Annotated in this window: 16 protein-coding genes; 4 read left to right on the top strand and 12 right to left on the bottom strand. The window is 59.4% G+C overall.

The annotated features are described in order from the left end of the window. The first annotated feature begins 90 nt into the window (after positions 1–90). Positions 91–756 carry a hypothetical protein gene (locus tag Q4S41_RS13635; protein ID WP_305031676.1) on the top strand — a complete coding sequence of 222 codons (666 nt, stop codon included), beginning with the start codon at positions 91–93 and terminating at the stop codon, positions 754–756. 116 nt (positions 757–872) lie between these two features. On the opposite strand, the gene Q4S41_RS13630 is transcribed toward Q4S41_RS13635, so the two are convergent. From Q4S41_RS13630 to Q4S41_RS13610, 5 genes are all read right to left on the bottom strand, one after another. Then, positions 873–1,601, bottom strand: coding sequence for a fatty acid desaturase (locus tag Q4S41_RS13630; RefSeq protein ID WP_305031675.1), 729 nt, complete (start codon positions 1,599–1,601; stop codon positions 873–875). Positions 1,602–1,608: 7 nt separating this feature from the next. Beyond that, a complete protein-coding gene (locus Q4S41_RS13625) occupies positions 1,609–2,460 on the bottom strand; it encodes a 4-hydroxy-3-methylbut-2-enyl diphosphate reductase (protein ID WP_305031674.1) in 852 nt (283 codons plus the stop codon). A gap of 204 nt (positions 2,461–2,664) precedes the next feature. Further along, positions 2,665–3,138: a hypothetical protein gene (locus tag Q4S41_RS13620; RefSeq protein WP_305031673.1), complete on the bottom strand. Its 474-nt coding sequence runs from the start codon at positions 3,136–3,138 to the stop codon at positions 2,665–2,667. A gap of 249 nt (positions 3,139–3,387) precedes the next feature. Continuing rightward, complete coding sequence (locus Q4S41_RS13615; RefSeq protein ID WP_305031672.1) at positions 3,388–4,230, bottom strand: phytoene/squalene synthase family protein; 843 nt, start codon at positions 4,228–4,230, stop codon at positions 3,388–3,390. Positions 4,231–4,351: 121 nt separating this feature from the next. Next, positions 4,352–5,842, bottom strand: coding sequence for a phytoene desaturase family protein (locus Q4S41_RS13610; RefSeq protein ID WP_305031671.1), 1,491 nt, complete (start codon positions 5,840–5,842; stop codon positions 4,352–4,354). Positions 5,843–6,155: 313 nt separating this feature from the next. On the opposite strand from Q4S41_RS13610, the gene Q4S41_RS13605 reads away from it, so the two are divergent. Both Q4S41_RS13605 and Q4S41_RS13600 read left to right on the top strand, forming a co-directional pair. Continuing rightward, a complete protein-coding gene (locus tag Q4S41_RS13605; protein ID WP_305031670.1) occupies positions 6,156–7,283 on the top strand; it encodes a nitroreductase family protein in 1,128 nt (375 codons plus the stop codon). Between the two features lie 2 nt (positions 7,284–7,285). After that, positions 7,286–8,809 carry a phenylacetate--CoA ligase family protein gene (locus Q4S41_RS13600; protein WP_305031669.1) on the top strand — a complete coding sequence of 508 codons (1,524 nt, stop codon included), beginning with the start codon at positions 7,286–7,288 and terminating at the stop codon, positions 8,807–8,809. Positions 8,810–8,937: 128 nt separating this feature from the next. Here the strand turns inward: Q4S41_RS13600 and Q4S41_RS13595 are convergent, their stop codons facing one another. From Q4S41_RS13595 to Q4S41_RS13565, 7 genes are all read right to left on the bottom strand, one after another. Then, a complete protein-coding gene (locus Q4S41_RS13595) occupies positions 8,938–9,483 on the bottom strand; it encodes a sigma-70 family RNA polymerase sigma factor (RefSeq protein ID WP_305031668.1) in 546 nt (181 codons plus the stop codon). A gap of 232 nt (positions 9,484–9,715) precedes the next feature. Continuing rightward, the gene (locus Q4S41_RS13590) at positions 9,716–10,615 is read right to left on the bottom strand and encodes a MerR family transcriptional regulator (protein WP_305031667.1); all 900 of its coding nucleotides are present in this window, start codon (positions 10,613–10,615) and stop codon (positions 9,716–9,718) included. Positions 10,616–10,702: 87 nt separating this feature from the next. Continuing rightward, the gene (locus Q4S41_RS13585) at positions 10,703–11,230 is read right to left on the bottom strand and encodes a sterol desaturase family protein (protein ID WP_305031666.1); all 528 of its coding nucleotides are present in this window, start codon (positions 11,228–11,230) and stop codon (positions 10,703–10,705) included. Between the two features lie 126 nt (positions 11,231–11,356). Next, complete coding sequence (locus Q4S41_RS13580) at positions 11,357–12,163, bottom strand: enoyl-CoA hydratase/isomerase family protein (protein WP_305031665.1); 807 nt, start codon at positions 12,161–12,163, stop codon at positions 11,357–11,359. Positions 12,164–12,403: 240 nt separating this feature from the next. Then, complete coding sequence (locus Q4S41_RS13575) at positions 12,404–14,671, bottom strand: ComEC/Rec2 family competence protein (protein ID WP_305031664.1); 2,268 nt, start codon at positions 14,669–14,671, stop codon at positions 12,404–12,406. 93 nt (positions 14,672–14,764) lie between these two features. Continuing rightward, positions 14,765–15,199, bottom strand: a complete 435-nt coding sequence (locus tag Q4S41_RS13570; RefSeq protein ID WP_305031663.1) for a GNAT family N-acetyltransferase — start codon at positions 15,197–15,199, stop codon at positions 14,765–14,767. Between the two features lie 135 nt (positions 15,200–15,334). Further along, on the bottom strand, positions 15,335–16,438 hold the full coding sequence (locus tag Q4S41_RS13565; protein WP_305031662.1) for a PhoH family protein: 1,104 nt from the start codon (positions 16,436–16,438) through the stop codon (positions 15,335–15,337). 127 nt (positions 16,439–16,565) lie between these two features. Here Q4S41_RS13565 and Q4S41_RS13560 point away from each other — a divergent pair, with 127 nt between their 5' ends. Further along, entirely contained in the window at positions 16,566–17,336 is a 771-nt protein-coding gene (locus Q4S41_RS13560; RefSeq protein ID WP_305031661.1) for an SAM hydrolase/SAM-dependent halogenase family protein, read from the top strand. Positions 17,337–17,415: the final 79 nt, after the last annotated feature.

The raw sequence follows: 17,415 nt of genomic DNA, 5'->3' as shown, positions 1-17,415 counted from the left end.
AGGCTTTTGATTGGGTAAAAATAAGGCCGCCAGCGCGGGGTCGAATCAGAAACTTAATTACTTTTGGCTATTCACCGTTGGCTCAGTCCCATGCAAGACGAACAGCTTAAAAACTCAGATTTGGAGGATGTCAATGATGTGTTGAAGCAAATTGAAACCTCGTTTGGCATAAACTTCGGTACTAATGAGTTGCAGCATATAAAGACTTTTGGGGAGTTGTGCGACATCGTTGAAAGTAAAATTCACCTCTTCAACGCCACGACCTGCACTTCTCAGCAAGCATTTTATAAGCTCCGAAAAGCGTTAAAAGTATATACGGAAAGTTCCTGTATCACTTCAGCGAGTCTGCTCTCCGACTTGCTCCCCGCCCGTAGACGCAAATTGATATGGCGCTCGGTAGAGCATCAGCTAGGCTTCAAGCTGGATATTATGGGCATGTCGTCAACAGTAAGCACGGCACTTGTTTTAGCCTTTCTGGCTTCGTTGCTAGCATTTTTTATCGACAAGAAAGTGGCTATCATTTCTCTGGTAGCTTGGGGATTGTGCACCAATTTCGCGGCCAAAACAGGCAATACCCTGCAGGTACAAACCATACAGGAATGTGTTGAAAAAATGACCCGCGAACAATACATAAAATCCCGGCGAAATCCTGCCACATTCAATCAACAAGAAATATTCCAGCAGGTGCAGCAGTTATTTATAAAAGGGCTATATCTACCTGCCTCTGCGTTGGGCCGGGATGCTACTTTCGCATAACGCATTTCCTGTTTCCCACAAGTCTATAAAAAAGCCGCCTCTTTACCGAAGCGGCTTTTTGTTGCCTGAGCGTCCACATAATTTGCCCAATCCAAAATTACTGAGCGAATTCGTGGTCAATTCTTCGCCCGCCACAAACGCCACCACGGGAGGTACGGTTGGTCATGGTGCTCGTAGTGGTACCCGAAGAAATAGCAGCTCGCAAAGGCCCACAGGTGGTGCCGAAACTGGCTGCGCGACTTGTGCGGGTTGTCGGCAGCGTGCTCGCCGCGGTGCGGCAGGTAAGTACCGAAGAAAAACAGTTGCAAAGTGCCCAGCACCGCCGGTATCATCCAGAAGGCGATGACGTTGGCCTGCGGGAAAAACAACTTGAGTACGTTGTAGGTCACGGCCATGAGCAGCACCTGCCACCACGTCACGTAGTTCCAGGCGAAGCGCCCGAACCAAGGCAGGAAGCCCGGGTGGCGGCCATCGTGGAAATCGGGGTCGTCAGCAGTGCCCACGTGGCGGTGGTGGGCGTGGTGCTTGGCCAGCATGCCGGGAAACCAATTGTAGGCAAAAAGCCCGGCGGCCAGGATGCCCAAGCTGTTATTCAGCCGCTTATGGGGGCTCACCACGCCGTGCATGGCGTCGTGCGCCGTGATGAACAGGCCGGTATAGAGGTGCGTTTGCAGCAGCGCCAGCAAGTAGGGCGCGGGCGAGTGCCAGTCGGGTCGGTAGCGGGCCAGCAGAAAACCCAACAGCGCTGCCCACAACACCACAATCAGTCCCCCAATGGCTACGCCGGTAGTGCCGACGGGCGCGGGGGCTACGCGCTTGGCAGGAATATCCGCAGTGCTATTCATGCCCCAATTACAAAGCCATCAACCGGTCGCGCACCTGCTCCATCAGCCACATGGGCGTGCTGGTGGCCCCACAAATCCCCACGGACTGGCCCGGCTGGAACCATACGGGGTCTATTTCGGCTACGTTGGAGATGAAGTGCGTCTGCGGGTTGGTTTCCTTGCACACCTGGTAGAGCACCTTACCGTTGGAGCTTTTGGTGCCCGACACGAACACAATCTGGTCGTACTGCGCGGCAAAGCGGCGTAGGTCCTTGTCGCGGTTGCTCACCTGCCGGCAAATGGTGTCGTTGGCATTCACCTGGTAGCCCCGGGTTTCCAGCTGGTTCTTAATGTTGTAGAAGCTGCTGGTGCTCTTGGTGGTTTGGCTGTAGAGGGTGATATTCTCGGGCAACTCGTGGCTCAGCAGCTCGTCGAGGTTCTCAAAAACGACAGCGTTGCCGCTGGTCTGGCCCAGTAGACCCAGCACTTCGGCGTGGCCGTGCTTGCCGTAAATGAATATTTTTTCCTGCTTGTCGTAGCTGGTTTTGATGCGGTTTTGCAGCTTGAGCACCACCGGGCAGCTGGCATCAATCAGCGTCAGGTTGTTTTCCATGGCCATCTGGTAGGTGGCCGGCGGCTCGCCGTGGGCCCGAATGAGCACGGCTTCGTCGCGCAGCTCGGCCAGCCGCTCGTGGCAAATGATGCGCAAGCCGCGCGCTTCCAGGCGCTGCACCTCCTCGTCGTTGTGCACGATATCGCCCAGGCAATAGAGGTAGCCCTGCTCATCGAGCAGGTCTTCGGCCATTTGAATGGCGTAAATCACGCCAAAGCAAAAACCAGAGTTGGGGTCAATTCGGACGCTGAGCGACAGGTTCGGCATAGGACCTCGGTAACCAGCAACCTACCCGCAAGGTTGCATAAATCGGGCCGGGTAGCCGAAAATACGTTAGTCTGGCCCAATTGAGTTTGGACTAGCCCAAAATGTAGCACAAGCTTCAGCTTGAATTGACCATAAGCCTCAGCTGGTGACGAGCTTAACCAGTTTGGATGCTCATCGCAAGGTGAAGCGGATGCTACCAGCCGTCTATTCCTTCACTTTACTCAACTTCTGGGCGTCTTCCTCGCTCACGTGCCCGCGTCCTACCAGAAAACCGCGCACCGTGCGAAAAGCCTCGGCATCGAGTCCCGAACCGGGATGACTGAGGGCGGCGTTGAGCAGCAGCTCTTTGTCTTCGTCGACGTGCTTACTTAGGCCCAGAAAGGCCGGCAGGTTGCTCTCTACCGAAAAGCGCAGGAAGCGGATTTCCGGGTTGCGCGGGTCGAGGCTCACGGCCTGCTCGAAGGTGCGGGCGGCATCCTGCACGTAGGTGAGCTTGTTAAACATCGACGCGTCGCGGGCCCGAATGGCCTCGGCGGCAGCTTTGTAGCCCAGCACCAGGGCATCGCGGTCCTTGTAGTCGGCCAGCAGCTTGTAAAATTTCTCACCGGCGGCTTTGTCGGCGGCGGCTTGCTCGTAATGGCGGCGCAGAATGGCAGGATGGTAGGGCGACGAAGACACAGCGTTGGGGTTTAAGAAGTTGAATGCAATAGTGCCAGCCGCAGGAAGCGCACCGGCCGCCGAGACCGAGTCCTGAGCAAGGGCCTTTATTGACGGGGCCATCTTAAATAAATCGGCCGCCGAGGACGACGACCAAACCACGGACAGCACCGCTAGAAAAGGAACCTTGGGAATACGCATATCGGCAAAACTACGGCTGATGGCCGAAAGCAGATTGCGCCCAGGCAAATGCCGGGCCCAAAAACGACCTCAAATGCGCGACAGTCGATAGCGGAAGTACGAGCCCAGCAGCAGGAGCAGCTTGGTGTTGTCGGGCACGCGCACCCGCTCGCCCAGGATGCGCGCCGCCGGCAGCTTTTTAATTTTATAGAACAGCTTCAGGTAGTACACATACGCCAGGTACACGCCCAGCTTGGCCGAGCGCGGCAGCTGCTGAATGCCCGCGTAGGCCGCCTCAAAATCGGCCCTGATGTCGGCCTCAATCTCGGTTTTGGTTGCGTCGTTGAAGCGCGAATACACCACGCCGGGAAAGTACACGCGGCCCCGGTCCTCGTAGTCGGAGCGGATATCGCGCAGGAAATTCACCTTCTGAAATGCCGAGCCCAGCCGCCGGGCCGGCTCGCGCAGCCGCTCAAACATTGCATCGTCACCGTCGCAAAAGATGCGCAGGCACATCAGCCCCACGACTTCGGCCGAGCCGTAGATGTACTCGTTGTACAAGTCAGGGTGGTAGCTCTGGTCTTCCAAATCAAGCGCCATGCTGTGCAGAAACGCCTCAATAAACTCCCGGTCGATGCCATAGCGCCGCACCACGGCCTGAAACGCGTGTAGCACCGGGTTAAAGCTCAGGCCGGCATCGAGGGCCTCGTAGGTCTGGCGGCGGAAGTCGGCCAGCAGCGCGGCCTTGTCGTGGTCGTGGAAGGTGTCCACGATTTCATCGGCCCAGCGCACGAAGCCATACACGGCGTACACCGGCAGGTGCAGCCGCTCATCGAGCGTGCGGATGCCCAGCGTGAACGAGGTGCTGTAGCGCCCCGTGATGAGCTTGCTGCACGCGAGGCTGGTGTCGGTGAAGAGTTTAACGTGGTCCAATTGGTTGAATTATTAAGAACGTCATGCAGAGCGTAGCGAAGCATCTTTACTTCGGTAGTAATCCCTTGTGATTGAATTGCGTCGCGCGGTAAAGATGCTGCGCTACGCTCTGCATGACGTTCTATTTATTCTCTTTTAAAACTTCGCCCGCCACCACCTGGCCCGAGATGAGCGAAGGCGGCACACCTGGCCCAGGCACGGTGAGCTGGCCCGTGAAATACAAATTTGTCACTTTTTTGCTCTTCAGTGTAGGCTTCAAGATAGCCGTCTGTTTCAGTGTGTTGGCCAGCCCGTAAGCATTGCCCTTGAAGCTGTGGTAGTCAGCAATGAAGTCGCGGTGGGCGTAGCTGCGCTTGAACACTACCGCGTCGCGGATGGGATGGCCGCAGTGCTTTTCGAGGCGGTCCATGAGCAAATCGTAATACCGTTCGCGGGTGGCCTCGTCATCGGTCAGGCCCGGCGCTACCGGAATGAGGAGGAAGAGGTTTTCCTGGCCTTCGGGTGCCACGGTGGGGTCGGTTTTGCTGGGCACCGAGGCGTAGTAGAGCGGGCGCGTGGGCCACTGCGGCTGCTCATAAATCTCGCGGGCGTGCTGGTTCAGGTCCTCGTCGAAGAAGAGGTTGTGGTGGCGCAGTTTGTTGAGCTTGCGGTTCACGCCGAGGTAGAACAGCAGGCTCGACGGAGCCATGGTGCGCGAATCCCAGTACTGCTTATCGTAGTGGCGAAACTCCGGCTTGAGCACCTGCTGCTCGATGTGGTGGTAGTCGGCCCCGGCCACCACGGCATCGGCGGCGTGGAAGCCGCTGGCAGTGCGGACGCCGGTGCTGCGGCCGTTTTCGACCACGATTTCCGTCACCTCTTGGTTGTATTCGATGCGTACGCCCAACTCCTCGGCCAGGCGCACCATGCCTTCCACAATCTTATGCATGCCGCCCTTGGGGTACCAAGTGCCCAGCGCCAGGTCGGCGTAGTTCATGAGGGAGTAGAGCGCAGGTGTGTTCTCCGACGTGGCGCCGAGGAAAAGAATAGGAAACTCCACCAGCTCCAGTAGGCGTGGGTCTTTAAAGAAGCGGCGCACGTGCTTGTGCATGCTTTGCAGCACGTCCATCCGCACCATATCGACCAACAGCTTCGGGTCGGCAAACTCGAAGATGGAGCGGCTCGGCGCATACACCAGCCGGTTGATACCCACCTCGTATTTGTAAGCGGCCTGCTTCAGAAACTCATCGAGGCGGGCGGCGCTGCCGGGCTCGTAACGCTCGAAGAGGGCCCGCAGCTCGCTCATTCGGGCCGGGATGTCCACCGCCTCGGGCCCTTTGAAAATCACCTGATACGACGGGTCCAAGCGCACCAGCTCGTAGTAGTCGGCCACTTTTTTGCCGAAGCGGGCGAAGTATTTCTCGAACACATCGGGCATCCAGTACCAGCTCGGGCCCATGTCGAAGGTGAAGCCTTGCGCCCGGAAAACCCGCGCCCGCCCGCCGGGGCCCTCATTCTTTTCGAGGATAGCGACGCGCCAGCCGGCTTGCGCCAGCGTGGTGGCCGCCGCCAGCCCCGCGAAGCCGGCACCAATAACAACAGCAGAACGAGCAGCAGGGGAAGAATTCAGCAAACCGGAGTACGAGTGAAGATGCCGCAAGCTACAATCCGGCCGAAGACTTTGTTTCGGCGGGCTGCTGCTGGCAAGTCCCTTGAAAGGACCATTCACCCAGTCAAATCCCCTATTTCATAAATCCCTTTTTTCATTCACAAGCACTTGTTATACATTATTTTGATTATTTAAAATCATTAGATTAAAAGTCTGGCAACTGCAAAAATACGCTTTACAAGGCTAGGGCATTTATACACCTTTGGCAAGGAATAACACGGCAGCAATTCCTACCGCCGATTCCGTACCGCTGCCCCTCACCTACCCTTTTCTGCTTATGAAACGCCGTGACTTTCTATTCCGAACCGCTCTGGGCGCGGGTTTTGCGCTGCTGGGGCCGCTGCGGCAGGCCGCCCAAGCCCGCACGGCCGGGGCCGCCGCCCAGGCGCGCTGGGCCGAGCTGGTCGATTACGCCCGCTGGTCACCCTCGCCGCACAATGTGCAGCCGTGGAAACTGCTGGTACTAAGTAAAACGGAAGCTCGCCTCTACTACGAGCCGGCCCGCCTGCTGCCCCACACCGACCCTACTTCCTGCTTCACCATCATCGGGCTGGGCATGTTCATTGAGAGCCTGCGCATAGCTGCCGCTCCGCTGGGCTACGGCCTCGAAGCCCGCCATACCGCGGAGCCCCGGCTTAATTACGCGGCCACCACGCCGCAGCTTTTCGCCGATTTGCGCCTGGTGCCAGCCGCCCAAGCCAGCCCCGTCCCGGCCTTCGACCGGGAGTTGCTCAAGCAGCGCCGCACTTCGCGCCTGCACTACGACGGCCGCCCCGTGGCCGCTGAGGTTCAGCAGCAGTTGACGCGGCTGGTGGCGGCTCACGGCCACCAGCTCGCCTGCTCCACAGAGGCGGAAATGGTCGACTTCGTTCTCGACCTCAATCGCCAGACGCTGTTCACCGACCTCGACGACGTGCCCGTGCGTCAGGAGCTGGCTGGCCTCATCCGTACTACCGACGCTGAGGCGCACGCTAAGAAAGATGGCCTCTGGAGCCGTTGCATGGGTTTTCCGGGCCGGCTGATGCACAACTTCTTCTTCCACCCCGAGCGGTTTCACAGCCCGTGGAAGCGAGGCGTGCTGGGCAAGGTTTACCAACATTCGATGCACGGTACCAGCACGGTGGCCTGGCTGCAGGGGCGCTTCGAAACCCGCGCCGACTGGCTGCAGGCGGGCACGCTCATGCAGCGCCTGTGGCTGGAAATGACGCGCCACGGCGTGTACCTCCACCCCTTCGGCTCGGTGGTGACGAATGAAGCAGCCCACCGCCAGTTTCTCGAAAAAGTCGGCCACCAGCCCACCGATGCGCCGCTCTGGCTGCTGGTGCGACTGGGCTACAGCACCGAGCCACCCCGCAGCCTTCGGCTTAATACACAAGATATTTTCCTTAACGCCACGCCTTCGTAATCATGAAAACCAACCTGAGAACCTATTTCCTGGTCGCCCTCGTGCAAGTGCTGGAAGGCTGGCGCCACCTGCTGGAGCTGCGCAACGGCACCATGCTCCTGCTGTTTTTGCCGCACATGGAGCGCCTGCGTTGGAATCTGGGCAAGCTCAAAGCCCTGGCCGTGTTTGAGGAAGCGCGCCGGCGCACGCCGGCCTACCGGCAGTTTCTGGCCGAGCACCCGTTTGGGCGTGTACGCTTCCGCAACCTGCTGGTGCCCGACCTGGGCCGCGTGCCGGTGATGGACAAGGAAAACTACGTGAAGCGCTTCGACATTGGCGCCCGCTGCCAGGGCGGGCGTGTGCCGGCCCACGGCGTGATTGTGGATGAGTCGTCGGGCAGCAGCGGCGTGCCCACCAACTGGGTGCGCGGCCACGCCGAGCGGCAGGCCAATAAGCGCATGCTTGAATTTGGCCTCACCCGCCTCATCGGAACGGGCCCGCACTTCATTATCAACGCGTTTGCGATGGGCCCCTGGGCCACGGGCGTCAACATCACCATGGGCCTCACCGACATTTCCATGCTGAAATCGACCGGCCCCGACGTACCCAAAATTGCCAATACGCTCCGGTTTTTCGGGCCCGGCCACCGTTACCTCATCCTCGGCTACCCGCCGTTTCTTAAGTTGCTGGTCGACACGGCCGGCATTAACTGGGGCGAGTACGACGTGAGCATGATTTACGGCGGCGAGGGCATCAGCGAACTGATGCGCGACTACTTGTTGAGCAAAGGCATTCGGCGCGTGTATGGCTCGCTGGGGGCATCGGATTTGGAGTTGAACATTGCCGCCGAGAATGATTTCACCATTGGCCTGCGCAAGGCCCTGCTGGCCAGCCCTGCCCTGCGCGCCAAGCTGCTGCACTTTCCCGGTGCGGTGCCGGTGGTGTTCCAGTTCAACCCCGCCGATTTCCACCTCGAAACCAATCACGCAGGTGAGTTGCTGGTGACGCTATGCCGGCCCAATTACCTGTCGCCCAAAATCCGCTACAACCTGCACGACCGCGCCCAAATCATCCGCTTCCCCGAGCTGAAGCGTCTGCTCCGCAGTTGCGGCCTGCGCCCCGAGGACTTCGCCCTCTCCTACTCCGACCTGCCCATTCTGCTGCACTACGGCCGCGCCGACATGACGGTGGCCTACTTCGGCTGCAAAGTCTCGCCGCCCGATGTGCAGGAAGCCCTACTGGGGGTGCCCGAACTGGCCGAACGGGTGGCTTCGTTCACGCTCTTCACCAGCGAAGGCCCGCAAGCCGACAAACAGCTGCGCATCTGCTTCGAGCTGGCCGAGCGCCAGCCTCTGCGCATCCGAAATGATGCCGCGTTGAATGACTTGTTCTTCGAGGAGCTGCGGCGTATTAATCAGGACTTCCGCGAATCTTGGCGCATGGTGCCCGAGGGCCAGAAGCCGCAAGTGGAATTCTTTGCCTACAAAACCGGGCCGTTTGCGGATGAGGACATCCGCATCAAACGCCGGTATATCCAGGCAGCGTAGGAGTAGTAGCGCGGACTTTTAGTCCGCGAGTGTACTGTTTCAGTCGCGGACTAAAAGTCCGCGCTACAACAAAAACGCCCGCCGCTTCCAGATGGAAACGGCGGGCGTTCAATTAATAACTCGAAAACCTATTCTTCCACTACATCGCCGCCGGCGCTGGCCCCTACCGGCGCGTACACCTGTAGGGCAGCTTTCAGGTCCTTGCGGGCAATGTGGATGCGGTTTTTAACGGTACCGATGGGGATTTGCAGCTTCTCGGCAATCTCCATGTACTTGTAGCCGATGTAGTACATCATGAACGGCGTGCGGTAATCGGTGCCGAGGCTGGAAATGGCCTCGTTGATGTCGCGCACCACGAAATCGGACGTGGCCCCGTTGTGGGTGATGTAGTTCTGGTCGGTGTTGAAATACTGGAAGTACTCCGTCGAATCGATGTTGGAGCTACGCTTGGTAATCTTGTTGTAGTTGTTGATGAAGGTGTTGCGCATGATGGTATACAACCACGCCTTCAGGTTGGTACCGGCCTTAAACTTGTCCTTATTTAGCAGGGCCTTGAGGAGGGTTTCCTGCACTAAATCTTTGGCGTCGTCAGCGTCTCGCGTCAAGTTCATGGCGGCGGGCCGGAGCGTCAGCGAAATTTTCTGCACTTGCGAGGTGAATTCGAGCGAAGTCATGCTGTTTAGCTTTTCGTGACCGATTGTTAAACAAATATACGAGCCCGCCGCAAATTCAGCTAGCCCCGGCCAAACTATTTCGCTCGGCACGCCTACTTCTTTTGAGCCGGCGCGGCAAGGTACACCCGGCCAAGGATTTGCCGGGCTCTGGTTCCGCCTTTCCCCATTATCAAATAATGAAGCTTGCCGACCAACTACGAGCCATTGCCGTCCGGCGGTTTGAATTGGGAGGCTAAGCGGCCACTGGCTCGGTGGTGTATTCGGCCACCAGGGCTAGAAAGTCCGTCATCAGCTCCGGCGAAACGCAATTTTTGGGCAACACCAGCCCTTCCTGCCGGGCCAACTGTCCATACAGCACCACCAATTTATCGGGGCAGCAGTCCGAAACTGCCTGCGCAAACTCCCCCACCCGGCTGCGCTCGGGCTGGGTGGTAAGCACCGTAGCCAGCGCATCGGGCTGGTAGGTTTCGCACACGGCATTCAATTCCTCAACTGGCATGTTCTGGCCCAGGTAGAGCGTATGCTGGCCCCGGGCCCTCAGCACGTAGTTCATAAACAGCAGGGCCAGCTCGTGCAGCTCGTTGGCCGGCAGAAACAGCACCCAGCGCCGGGCGGTGGCGGGCACGCAGGGCAAAGAATCGGTAGCGGCCAATATTTTCTGACGCAGCAAATGGGCCAGCAGGTGCTCCTGCGCCGGATTGACGGTGCCGGCCAGCCACATCAGGCCAATGCGCTGCAGCAGCGGGTAGGCTACAAACAGCATCATTTTCTCGAAGCCCAGCCGGGCGCTGGCCTCGTTCAGCAGGTAGTTCAGACGCTGCTCGTCGAAGCCGAGCATGGCGGCCAGCAGGGCATTCACCTGCTGGTGGTAGTCGTGCACATCGTTGCAACAGGCCAGCACGGCCGCCTGAATTTCGGCATCGCTCAAACGGGCCACCTGCGAGATGCGCTGGCCCCGGCTGCACAGCGTGGTCACGTTGAGCAGACGGCGCAGGTCGCTCTCGCAATAGGTGCGGATGTTGGTGGCCGTGCGCACGGGCCGCAGCAGGCCGTAGCGCTGCTCCCACATCCGAATGGTGTGCGCCTTGATGCCCGAAAGCTGCTCTAAGTCGCTGATGGAGAAGTGGCCCATGAGGGTGGTGAAGGTGAGTAGAAGAACGTCATGCTGAGCGAAGCCGAAGCATCTCTATCGCACAACTAATCCAATTTTAAGTGTTTACTACCGAGGTAAAGATGCTTCGCTACGTTCAGCATGACCTACCGGATTTTGGCGTTTATTGGCTCGGTTTTGGGCCTGTTTCCGGGCCAGTTCCAGGTATTTCGGCGACACCCACAGCAGGCCAAATTCAGCCGAGCCATCGCGGCCGGTGGTTTTGTGGTGGGTTTTGTGGGCCATGTTGAGGGCCCGGAGGTAGATGTTGTCTGACTTTTTCCAAAAGCGCAGCCGGCCGTGTATCAGCACGTCATGCACGAAAAAGTAGACTGTGCCATAGGCCGCGATACCCACCCCTACCCAGAACCACCAACGGCCGCCGTTGTCGCCGGTGATGAACAGCACGGCCGAAATAGCGCCGTAAATAAGGAAAAACAGGTCGTTGCGCTCCACCGGGTGCGGGTGGCGCACGTGGTGCGAGCGGTGCAGAAACCACAGCGGCCCGTGCTGCACAAACTTGTGCATGAACCACGCCCAGAATTCCATGAATCCGAAGGTGGCGAGGGTGATGCCAATGGCGGCCAATGCGTTCATGCGGAAGTAACCCGAACGGGAAAGGGGTTGTTTGGAAATGACGCCGAAACGCCGCTTCGCGCCGGATTAATTCCGAAGACAAAGCGGCGTTTTGAGGGTTGAGGCTACGAATAAACAGCTTTTTGCCTACCAGCCAATCTTCTCCTTGCTTAGAAAAGCGGCAATGCCGCGGCGGCAGTCGTCGGAGCCGCGGGCTTCGGCGTTGCGCTGCGCAGCGTAGCGCAGGCCTTCTTCGAGGTCCATTTCGGGCAGGCGGGCCAGCATTTCCTTGGTCACTTCCATGCTTTGGGCTGAGTTTTCGCGGCACAGGCGCTGGGCGTAGATGCGGACGGTTTCGGCCAGCTCGGCTTTGGGCACCATGAAGGTGATGAGGCCCATATCGAGGGCTGTTTGGGCCGCAATGGGGTCGCCACTGAGCAACAGCTGCTTGGTGCGGGCCTCCCCAATTTTGCGTACCAGAAATACGCTTACAATAGCCGGCAGGAAGCCGATTTTCACTTCGGTATAGCCAAACTTGGCTTCGGGCACGGCAAACGTCATGTCACAGATGGCCGCCAGGCCGCAGCCGCCCGCCAGCGCATGGCCCTGCACCTGGCCAATAACCACTTTTTTGAGGGTGTAAATCTGGTGGAAGAGCTGCATGAGGTGCGTCGAGTCTTCCAGATTATCGGTATAGCCGAAGCCCTGCAAGTCCTGGATATAGGCCAAATCGGCGCCGGCACAGAATACATCGCCGGCGGCGCGCAGCACCACTACTTTTACATTTTCATCGTTTTCGGCAAATTCGAAGGCTTGTTTGAGCTCCGTTACCACATCGGCATTCAGCGCGTTGCGCTTGTCGGGGCGGTTGAGGGTGATGTAGCCGATGCGGTCCTGGGCTTCGTAGCGGATGTAGCGGAGGGCTTCGAGTTCGGGCGTGAGCAGGTTTTCCATGAGGAGCGGGGTCGGCGCGGACGGATGGTTGTAAGCAGGACGCCACTTGGGGTGTAATGGTGGCATCCTACTAAGCAATAAACGAAAAAAAGAGGCACTTGGTCGGATGGGCTCGACCAAGTCGCGCCCCACGCCGCCCAAATAGCTTGGCTACAAGGCTGAACGGCACATTGTTGGCAACTCGGGCCAAATTGGCAGCAGGGTTGCCTGGGTTGGGGTGAAAACCGCTAAGCCGCAACTCTACTGCGGCGGCGCGCAGCGAAAAGCGCCCTGCGCCGTCACGTCCCAAGTGCGAAAACCGTGGGCGCGCAGGCTGGAATCCTGCCGGGCCACGTACCAGATTTTGCAACTCGAATCGAACACCACTTTAGCTTTGGCACCAAACACGGCGGCGAGGGTTTCGGGTTTCACGCGGGCGTTGCGGCGCAGCACCAGCACATCGACGGGCACCGGCTGCGTGGCCGAAGAAATGCGACTCGAAACGAAACCCACGCGCAGGCCGCGCCACTGGGCCAGCACCACCGGTCCGGCCCGAAAAAACGGGTTCTCTGAAGTGCTGTCGGTATCCCTCAACCGCTGCACCGGCACAGTAGTACCGCGCCAGCCCACGCTGTAGTGCGTGCGCCGGGCCGCTTTGCGGATGATGCCAGGCAGCAGCCTGTACGTGCGCTCCGTTTCGTTGAGCGGAACCGAATCGGGCGTGACAAACTCGGCGCTGGCCCCCTGCCAAAAACCCACTGCCGAGCGGCGCGGAATACTATAAACAATGAACTCCTCGGTAGGCGCTACGGCGCGGGCTTCGGCCACGCGGCTGCTCGCGTAGCACAGCAGTAGCAGCGCCATGCCGCGCAGCCATCCCAACTGCCGGGTGTTGAGCCAGGCCAGAAAGGCGCCGATGAGGCCGAAAATCAGCACCGTTTGCAGGGCTGAAACGTGGATTTCGCGCACCACCCAGCCCGAGAAGTAGCGGCTGATGAGGAAGATGTATTCGTTGAAAAGCCAGACCATTTTTTCGAAAACCCAGGCAATGCTCTTGGGGGCCCAGTCCATGTAGTTGGCCACTGATGGAAACCACATGCTGGGCAATGCGATGAGGCCTTTTACCGCCAGCAATGCCAGCCCCACGTAAACGGCTCCGCTCGAAATAGGCACGGCTACCAGATTGGAGAACAAAAAGCTGAACGGGAACTGGTGGAAATAATACAGCCCCAGCCCGAACGTAGCCACCTGTGCCGCCAGCGACAGCGCCACGGCTTGCCACACCTTATCCAGAAACCAGCCCTGCGCCCGCCAAATCCATTGCGTGGGTTTCGACTGCCAGGGCCGCTGCCGGGCGTAGAAATAGTCCTTGATTTCCAGCCAGCTGGCAATGCGCGGCTGAATGTACACGATGCTTAGCACCGCCAGAAACGACAGCTGAAACCCCACGTCGGCTACCAGAAACGGATTCCAGAGCAGCAGAAAAAACGCCGCCACGGCCAGTGTATTGAAGATGGAGCTTTGCCGCCCCCAGGCCCGCCCTATGATGAGAAACGTGAACATCACCGTGGCCCGCAGCACCGACGCCGACAGCCCCGTCACGAAGGCGTAGCCCCAGATAACCGTCAGCCCCAGCAGCGCCGACCACAGCCGGAAGCCTGGCATCCGCCCGAAAAGCTTCTGCAGCAGCCAAGTTAGCGCCAGATACAAAAGGCCCACCTGCAGGCCACTTACAGCCATGATGTGCGAGGTCCCGGTACTGCTGTAGGCCTGCTTGGTGTCGGCGTCCACGTCATCCTTGATGCCCAGCACCAGCGCCGAGGCAATGGCGTATTCGCGTTTGGCTTTGATGTACTCACGGAATACGCCATCCAGCTTTTCAGCAAACAGCATGCTCCAAAACACCAGGATATTGGGCGGCACGGTGTTCAGCACCCTGTATTGGTCGGGGTGAATGTATTGCTGATGGTACACCTGCCGATACGCCAGATACTGCCGGTAATCGAATTCGCCGGGGTTCAGCGGCGGCTTGCTGGGGTCGGGGTGGCCGCGAATGAGCCAGACTTCGCCGTAGCGCGGCTGGGCAATGCCCGCCACCCGCGGCAACGACACCCGCACGCCGCCCGTAGCCCGCTGCCAGCGCCCGCCCACGCGCACCGATTGCACGCGCAGCGTGGTGGCAAAAGTGGCTTTCCGCACCACGGTAGCCTCATCGACCACGGCCTGGTAGCAGTCAATTTTATCAGCGAAGTGAAAAAGATGGTCGGCCCGGCGGCTTTCGGTGGCACGCTGGGTGAGCGCCGCGCCGAACACGACAACTGCCATTAACGCCACGATGCCGGCCGCGTCGCTCGCAGCCGGCTTCCGCTGGCGGATGGCCCAGGCAATGAACATAATGGCCACCACCGCCAGCCCTACGACCGCCGGCCACAGCTCCGGCCAGGCCTCGCCCAGGTAGAGGTAAGCGACGATGCCGCCCATCAGGGCCGGCGTGTAGCGAACGAAAGGGAACGTGGCCCAGGTAACCATTGGCGGCAGAGAAAGAGGCGTATTAGGCTGGCAATGTAGCGGTTTAGCCGTACATCACCACACGCCTACTCGGTCCGGCCGCAAGCTCATGGCTTACTCCAGTACCATCTTGTAATGCTGAATATTGGCTTCCTCAAACATTTCGCCTTCGGTTTTGAAGCCGTGGCGGGCATAAAAGGGCACGGCCCGCAGCTGCGCGTTGAGATATACTGGGGCGTCGGGCAGTTCGGCCCGTACATCGGCCAGCACGGCGTGGAGCAGCACGGCTCCAATTTCCTGGTTGCGGAAGCCTTCCAGCACGGCAAAGCGCTCCAGCTTCACCCCGTTTTCGGTTTCGCGCCAGCGGGCAGCGCCAGCGGGCGTGCCATCGGCAGCGCGGGCCAGGTAGTGGCGGGCATCGGTGCGGTCGTGCACGTCGTTTTCGAGGGTGGCGGGCACGCCTTGGCCTTCCACAAATACCTTTTCGCGGATGGTAAAGGCAGCGTCGAGGTCGCGCAAGTCGGTGATGCGGTGGGCGGTGGCGGACATATCGGGTATTGATAAGACATTAGAAACCTGTCATCCTGAGCGCAGCGAAGGACCTTATCACGTTCGCATTGCTTGCGTTTTGACGTGATAAGGTCCTTCGTTGCGCTCAGGATGACAGATTAAAGAAAGCAGAAGTTACATCGCCTGCTCGTGGTTTACGGGCAGTTCCGTTTCCGACTCGGCCTGGCTGGCATCTGTCAGCAGGCCCTGCTCGCGCAGACGGCGCTCGTGGCGCTCGTCGCGGCGCTGGCCGTTGGCGGCGCTTTGCTGGCCCTGGCGCATCTGCTCCTCGTTGTCGAATTTATCGTAGGCCTCCACAATTTCCTTTACCAAGCGGTGGCGCACCACGTCCTCGGACGTCATCTCGACATAGCCAATGCCCTCCACGTTCTTCAGAATATCAAGCGCCTGCATCAGGCCCGATTTCTGGCGGGTGGGCAGGTCAATCTGGCTGCGGTCGCCGTTCACCATCACCTTGGCCGTGGGGCCCATGCGGGTCAGGAACATCTTGAGCTGCGAGGGCGTGGTGTTCTGGGCTTCGTCGAGCAGCACGAAGGCGTTGTTCAGCGTCCGGCCGCGCATATAGGCCAGCGGGGCGATTTCGATGATTTTGTTTTCCTGGTAAAACTTCAGCTTTTCGGCCGGAATCATGTCTTCCAGGGCATCGTAAATCGGCCGCAGGTAGGGGTCGACCTTCTCCTTCATGTCGCCGGGCAGGAAGCCCAGGCTTTCGCCGGCCTCCACCACGGGGCGCGAGATGATGATTTTCTTCACCTCCTTGTTTTTGAGCGCGCGCACGGCCAGGGCTACCGAAATGTATGTTTTACCGGTGCCGGCGGGGCCCAGGGTGAAAGTCAAATCATGGGCCATTACGGCATCAATCAGCTTTTGCTGGTTGGGCGTTTTGGCTTTGATGACGCCGCCTTTGGCCCCAAACAGGAGCACGTCGGGCGAGGCGGCCAGCACCCGGCCCTCGGCTTCCTCACTGGTGGCGGAGAGGTATTGGTTCACCGTTTTATCGGTGACGGCGCCGTATTGGTGGTAGTGCTCGATAAGCGACGACAATAAATCGTTGATGCGGGAAATAATTGCCGGCTGGCCCTGAATCTTGATTTCATTGCCGCGGCTGATGATTTTAGAACCCGGGAAAGCGGCGGCTAACTGACGGATATTCTGGTTGTCGGGGCCGAGAAAGTCGACCAGGGACATGTTTTCGAGGGTGATGATTTTTTCGACCAATGGCGGAGAGAGGGGGAAGAAAGGGAGTGAGCAGGCAAAAAAGAAACAGGCCTTTCCGCATAAACCGGCTACTTTTGCCCCGGTTCGGGCGGCCCGACAATACTACGAAAAACTACCGAACGCAGGCATGGGCTTGATTACATTGCTGACCGATTTTGGCTACCGCGACCATTACGTGGCGGCGCTGAAAGCGCGACTTCTGCAATTGGCCCCGGCCACCGCCGTGGTCGATATCAGCCACGGTGTCGAACCCTTTAACATCGCGCACGCCGTTCACGTTCTCCAATCCGTATTTCGCGATTTCCCCGAGGGCACGGCGCACGTCATTGGCGTCGACGACCACGGCGCCGGGCCCGAGCCGGGCTGGCAGGTGGCGCGCTTCGAAGGGCACTACTTCCTGGCCGGCGACAACGGCATTCTGGCCCTGCTCACCAACAGCGCCCCCGAGGAGCTGGTGGCGCTACCGGCCGCCGTCACCGCCTCTCCTACCCGCGACGTGCTGTTGCCGGCCGCCGTGGCCCTGGCCCAAGGCGAGCCGCTGACCTCGCTGGGCCCCGTGGTGCAGGATTTCCACCGCCTCAACAACCGGCAGCTCCGCATTCAGGACCACCGCATCACCGGCCACGTGGCACACGTGGACCACTACGGCAACCTGATTACCAACATCTCCCGCACGGCCGTGGAGGCCGTGGGCCACGGCCGCAACTTCGCCGTGCACTTCGGGCGCGACGTGGTGCGCGAGGTGCACCCGCACTTCTCGGCCGCGCCTCCCGGCGAGGCCGTGGCCGTGTTCAACAGCCAGAACTGCCTGTGCCTGGGCATTTGCCAGGGCAATGCCGCGGAGCTGCTGGGCCTGCATTTCGATTCGCAGGTGGACGTGCGGTTTCCGGTGGAGTAGGTTCCTGGCTGCGCATAAAAAAAAAGAACGTCATGCTGAGCCTAGCCGAGGCATCTCGCGTGTGGGACTAATCAAAACC

It is taken from the genome of Hymenobacter convexus, from assembly GCF_030580955.1.
Taxonomy (GTDB): domain Bacteria; phylum Bacteroidota; class Bacteroidia; order Cytophagales; family Hymenobacteraceae; genus Hymenobacter.
Note: the sequence above shows the minus strand (reverse complement) of the source record. Positions and strands in the feature narration are given on the sequence as shown.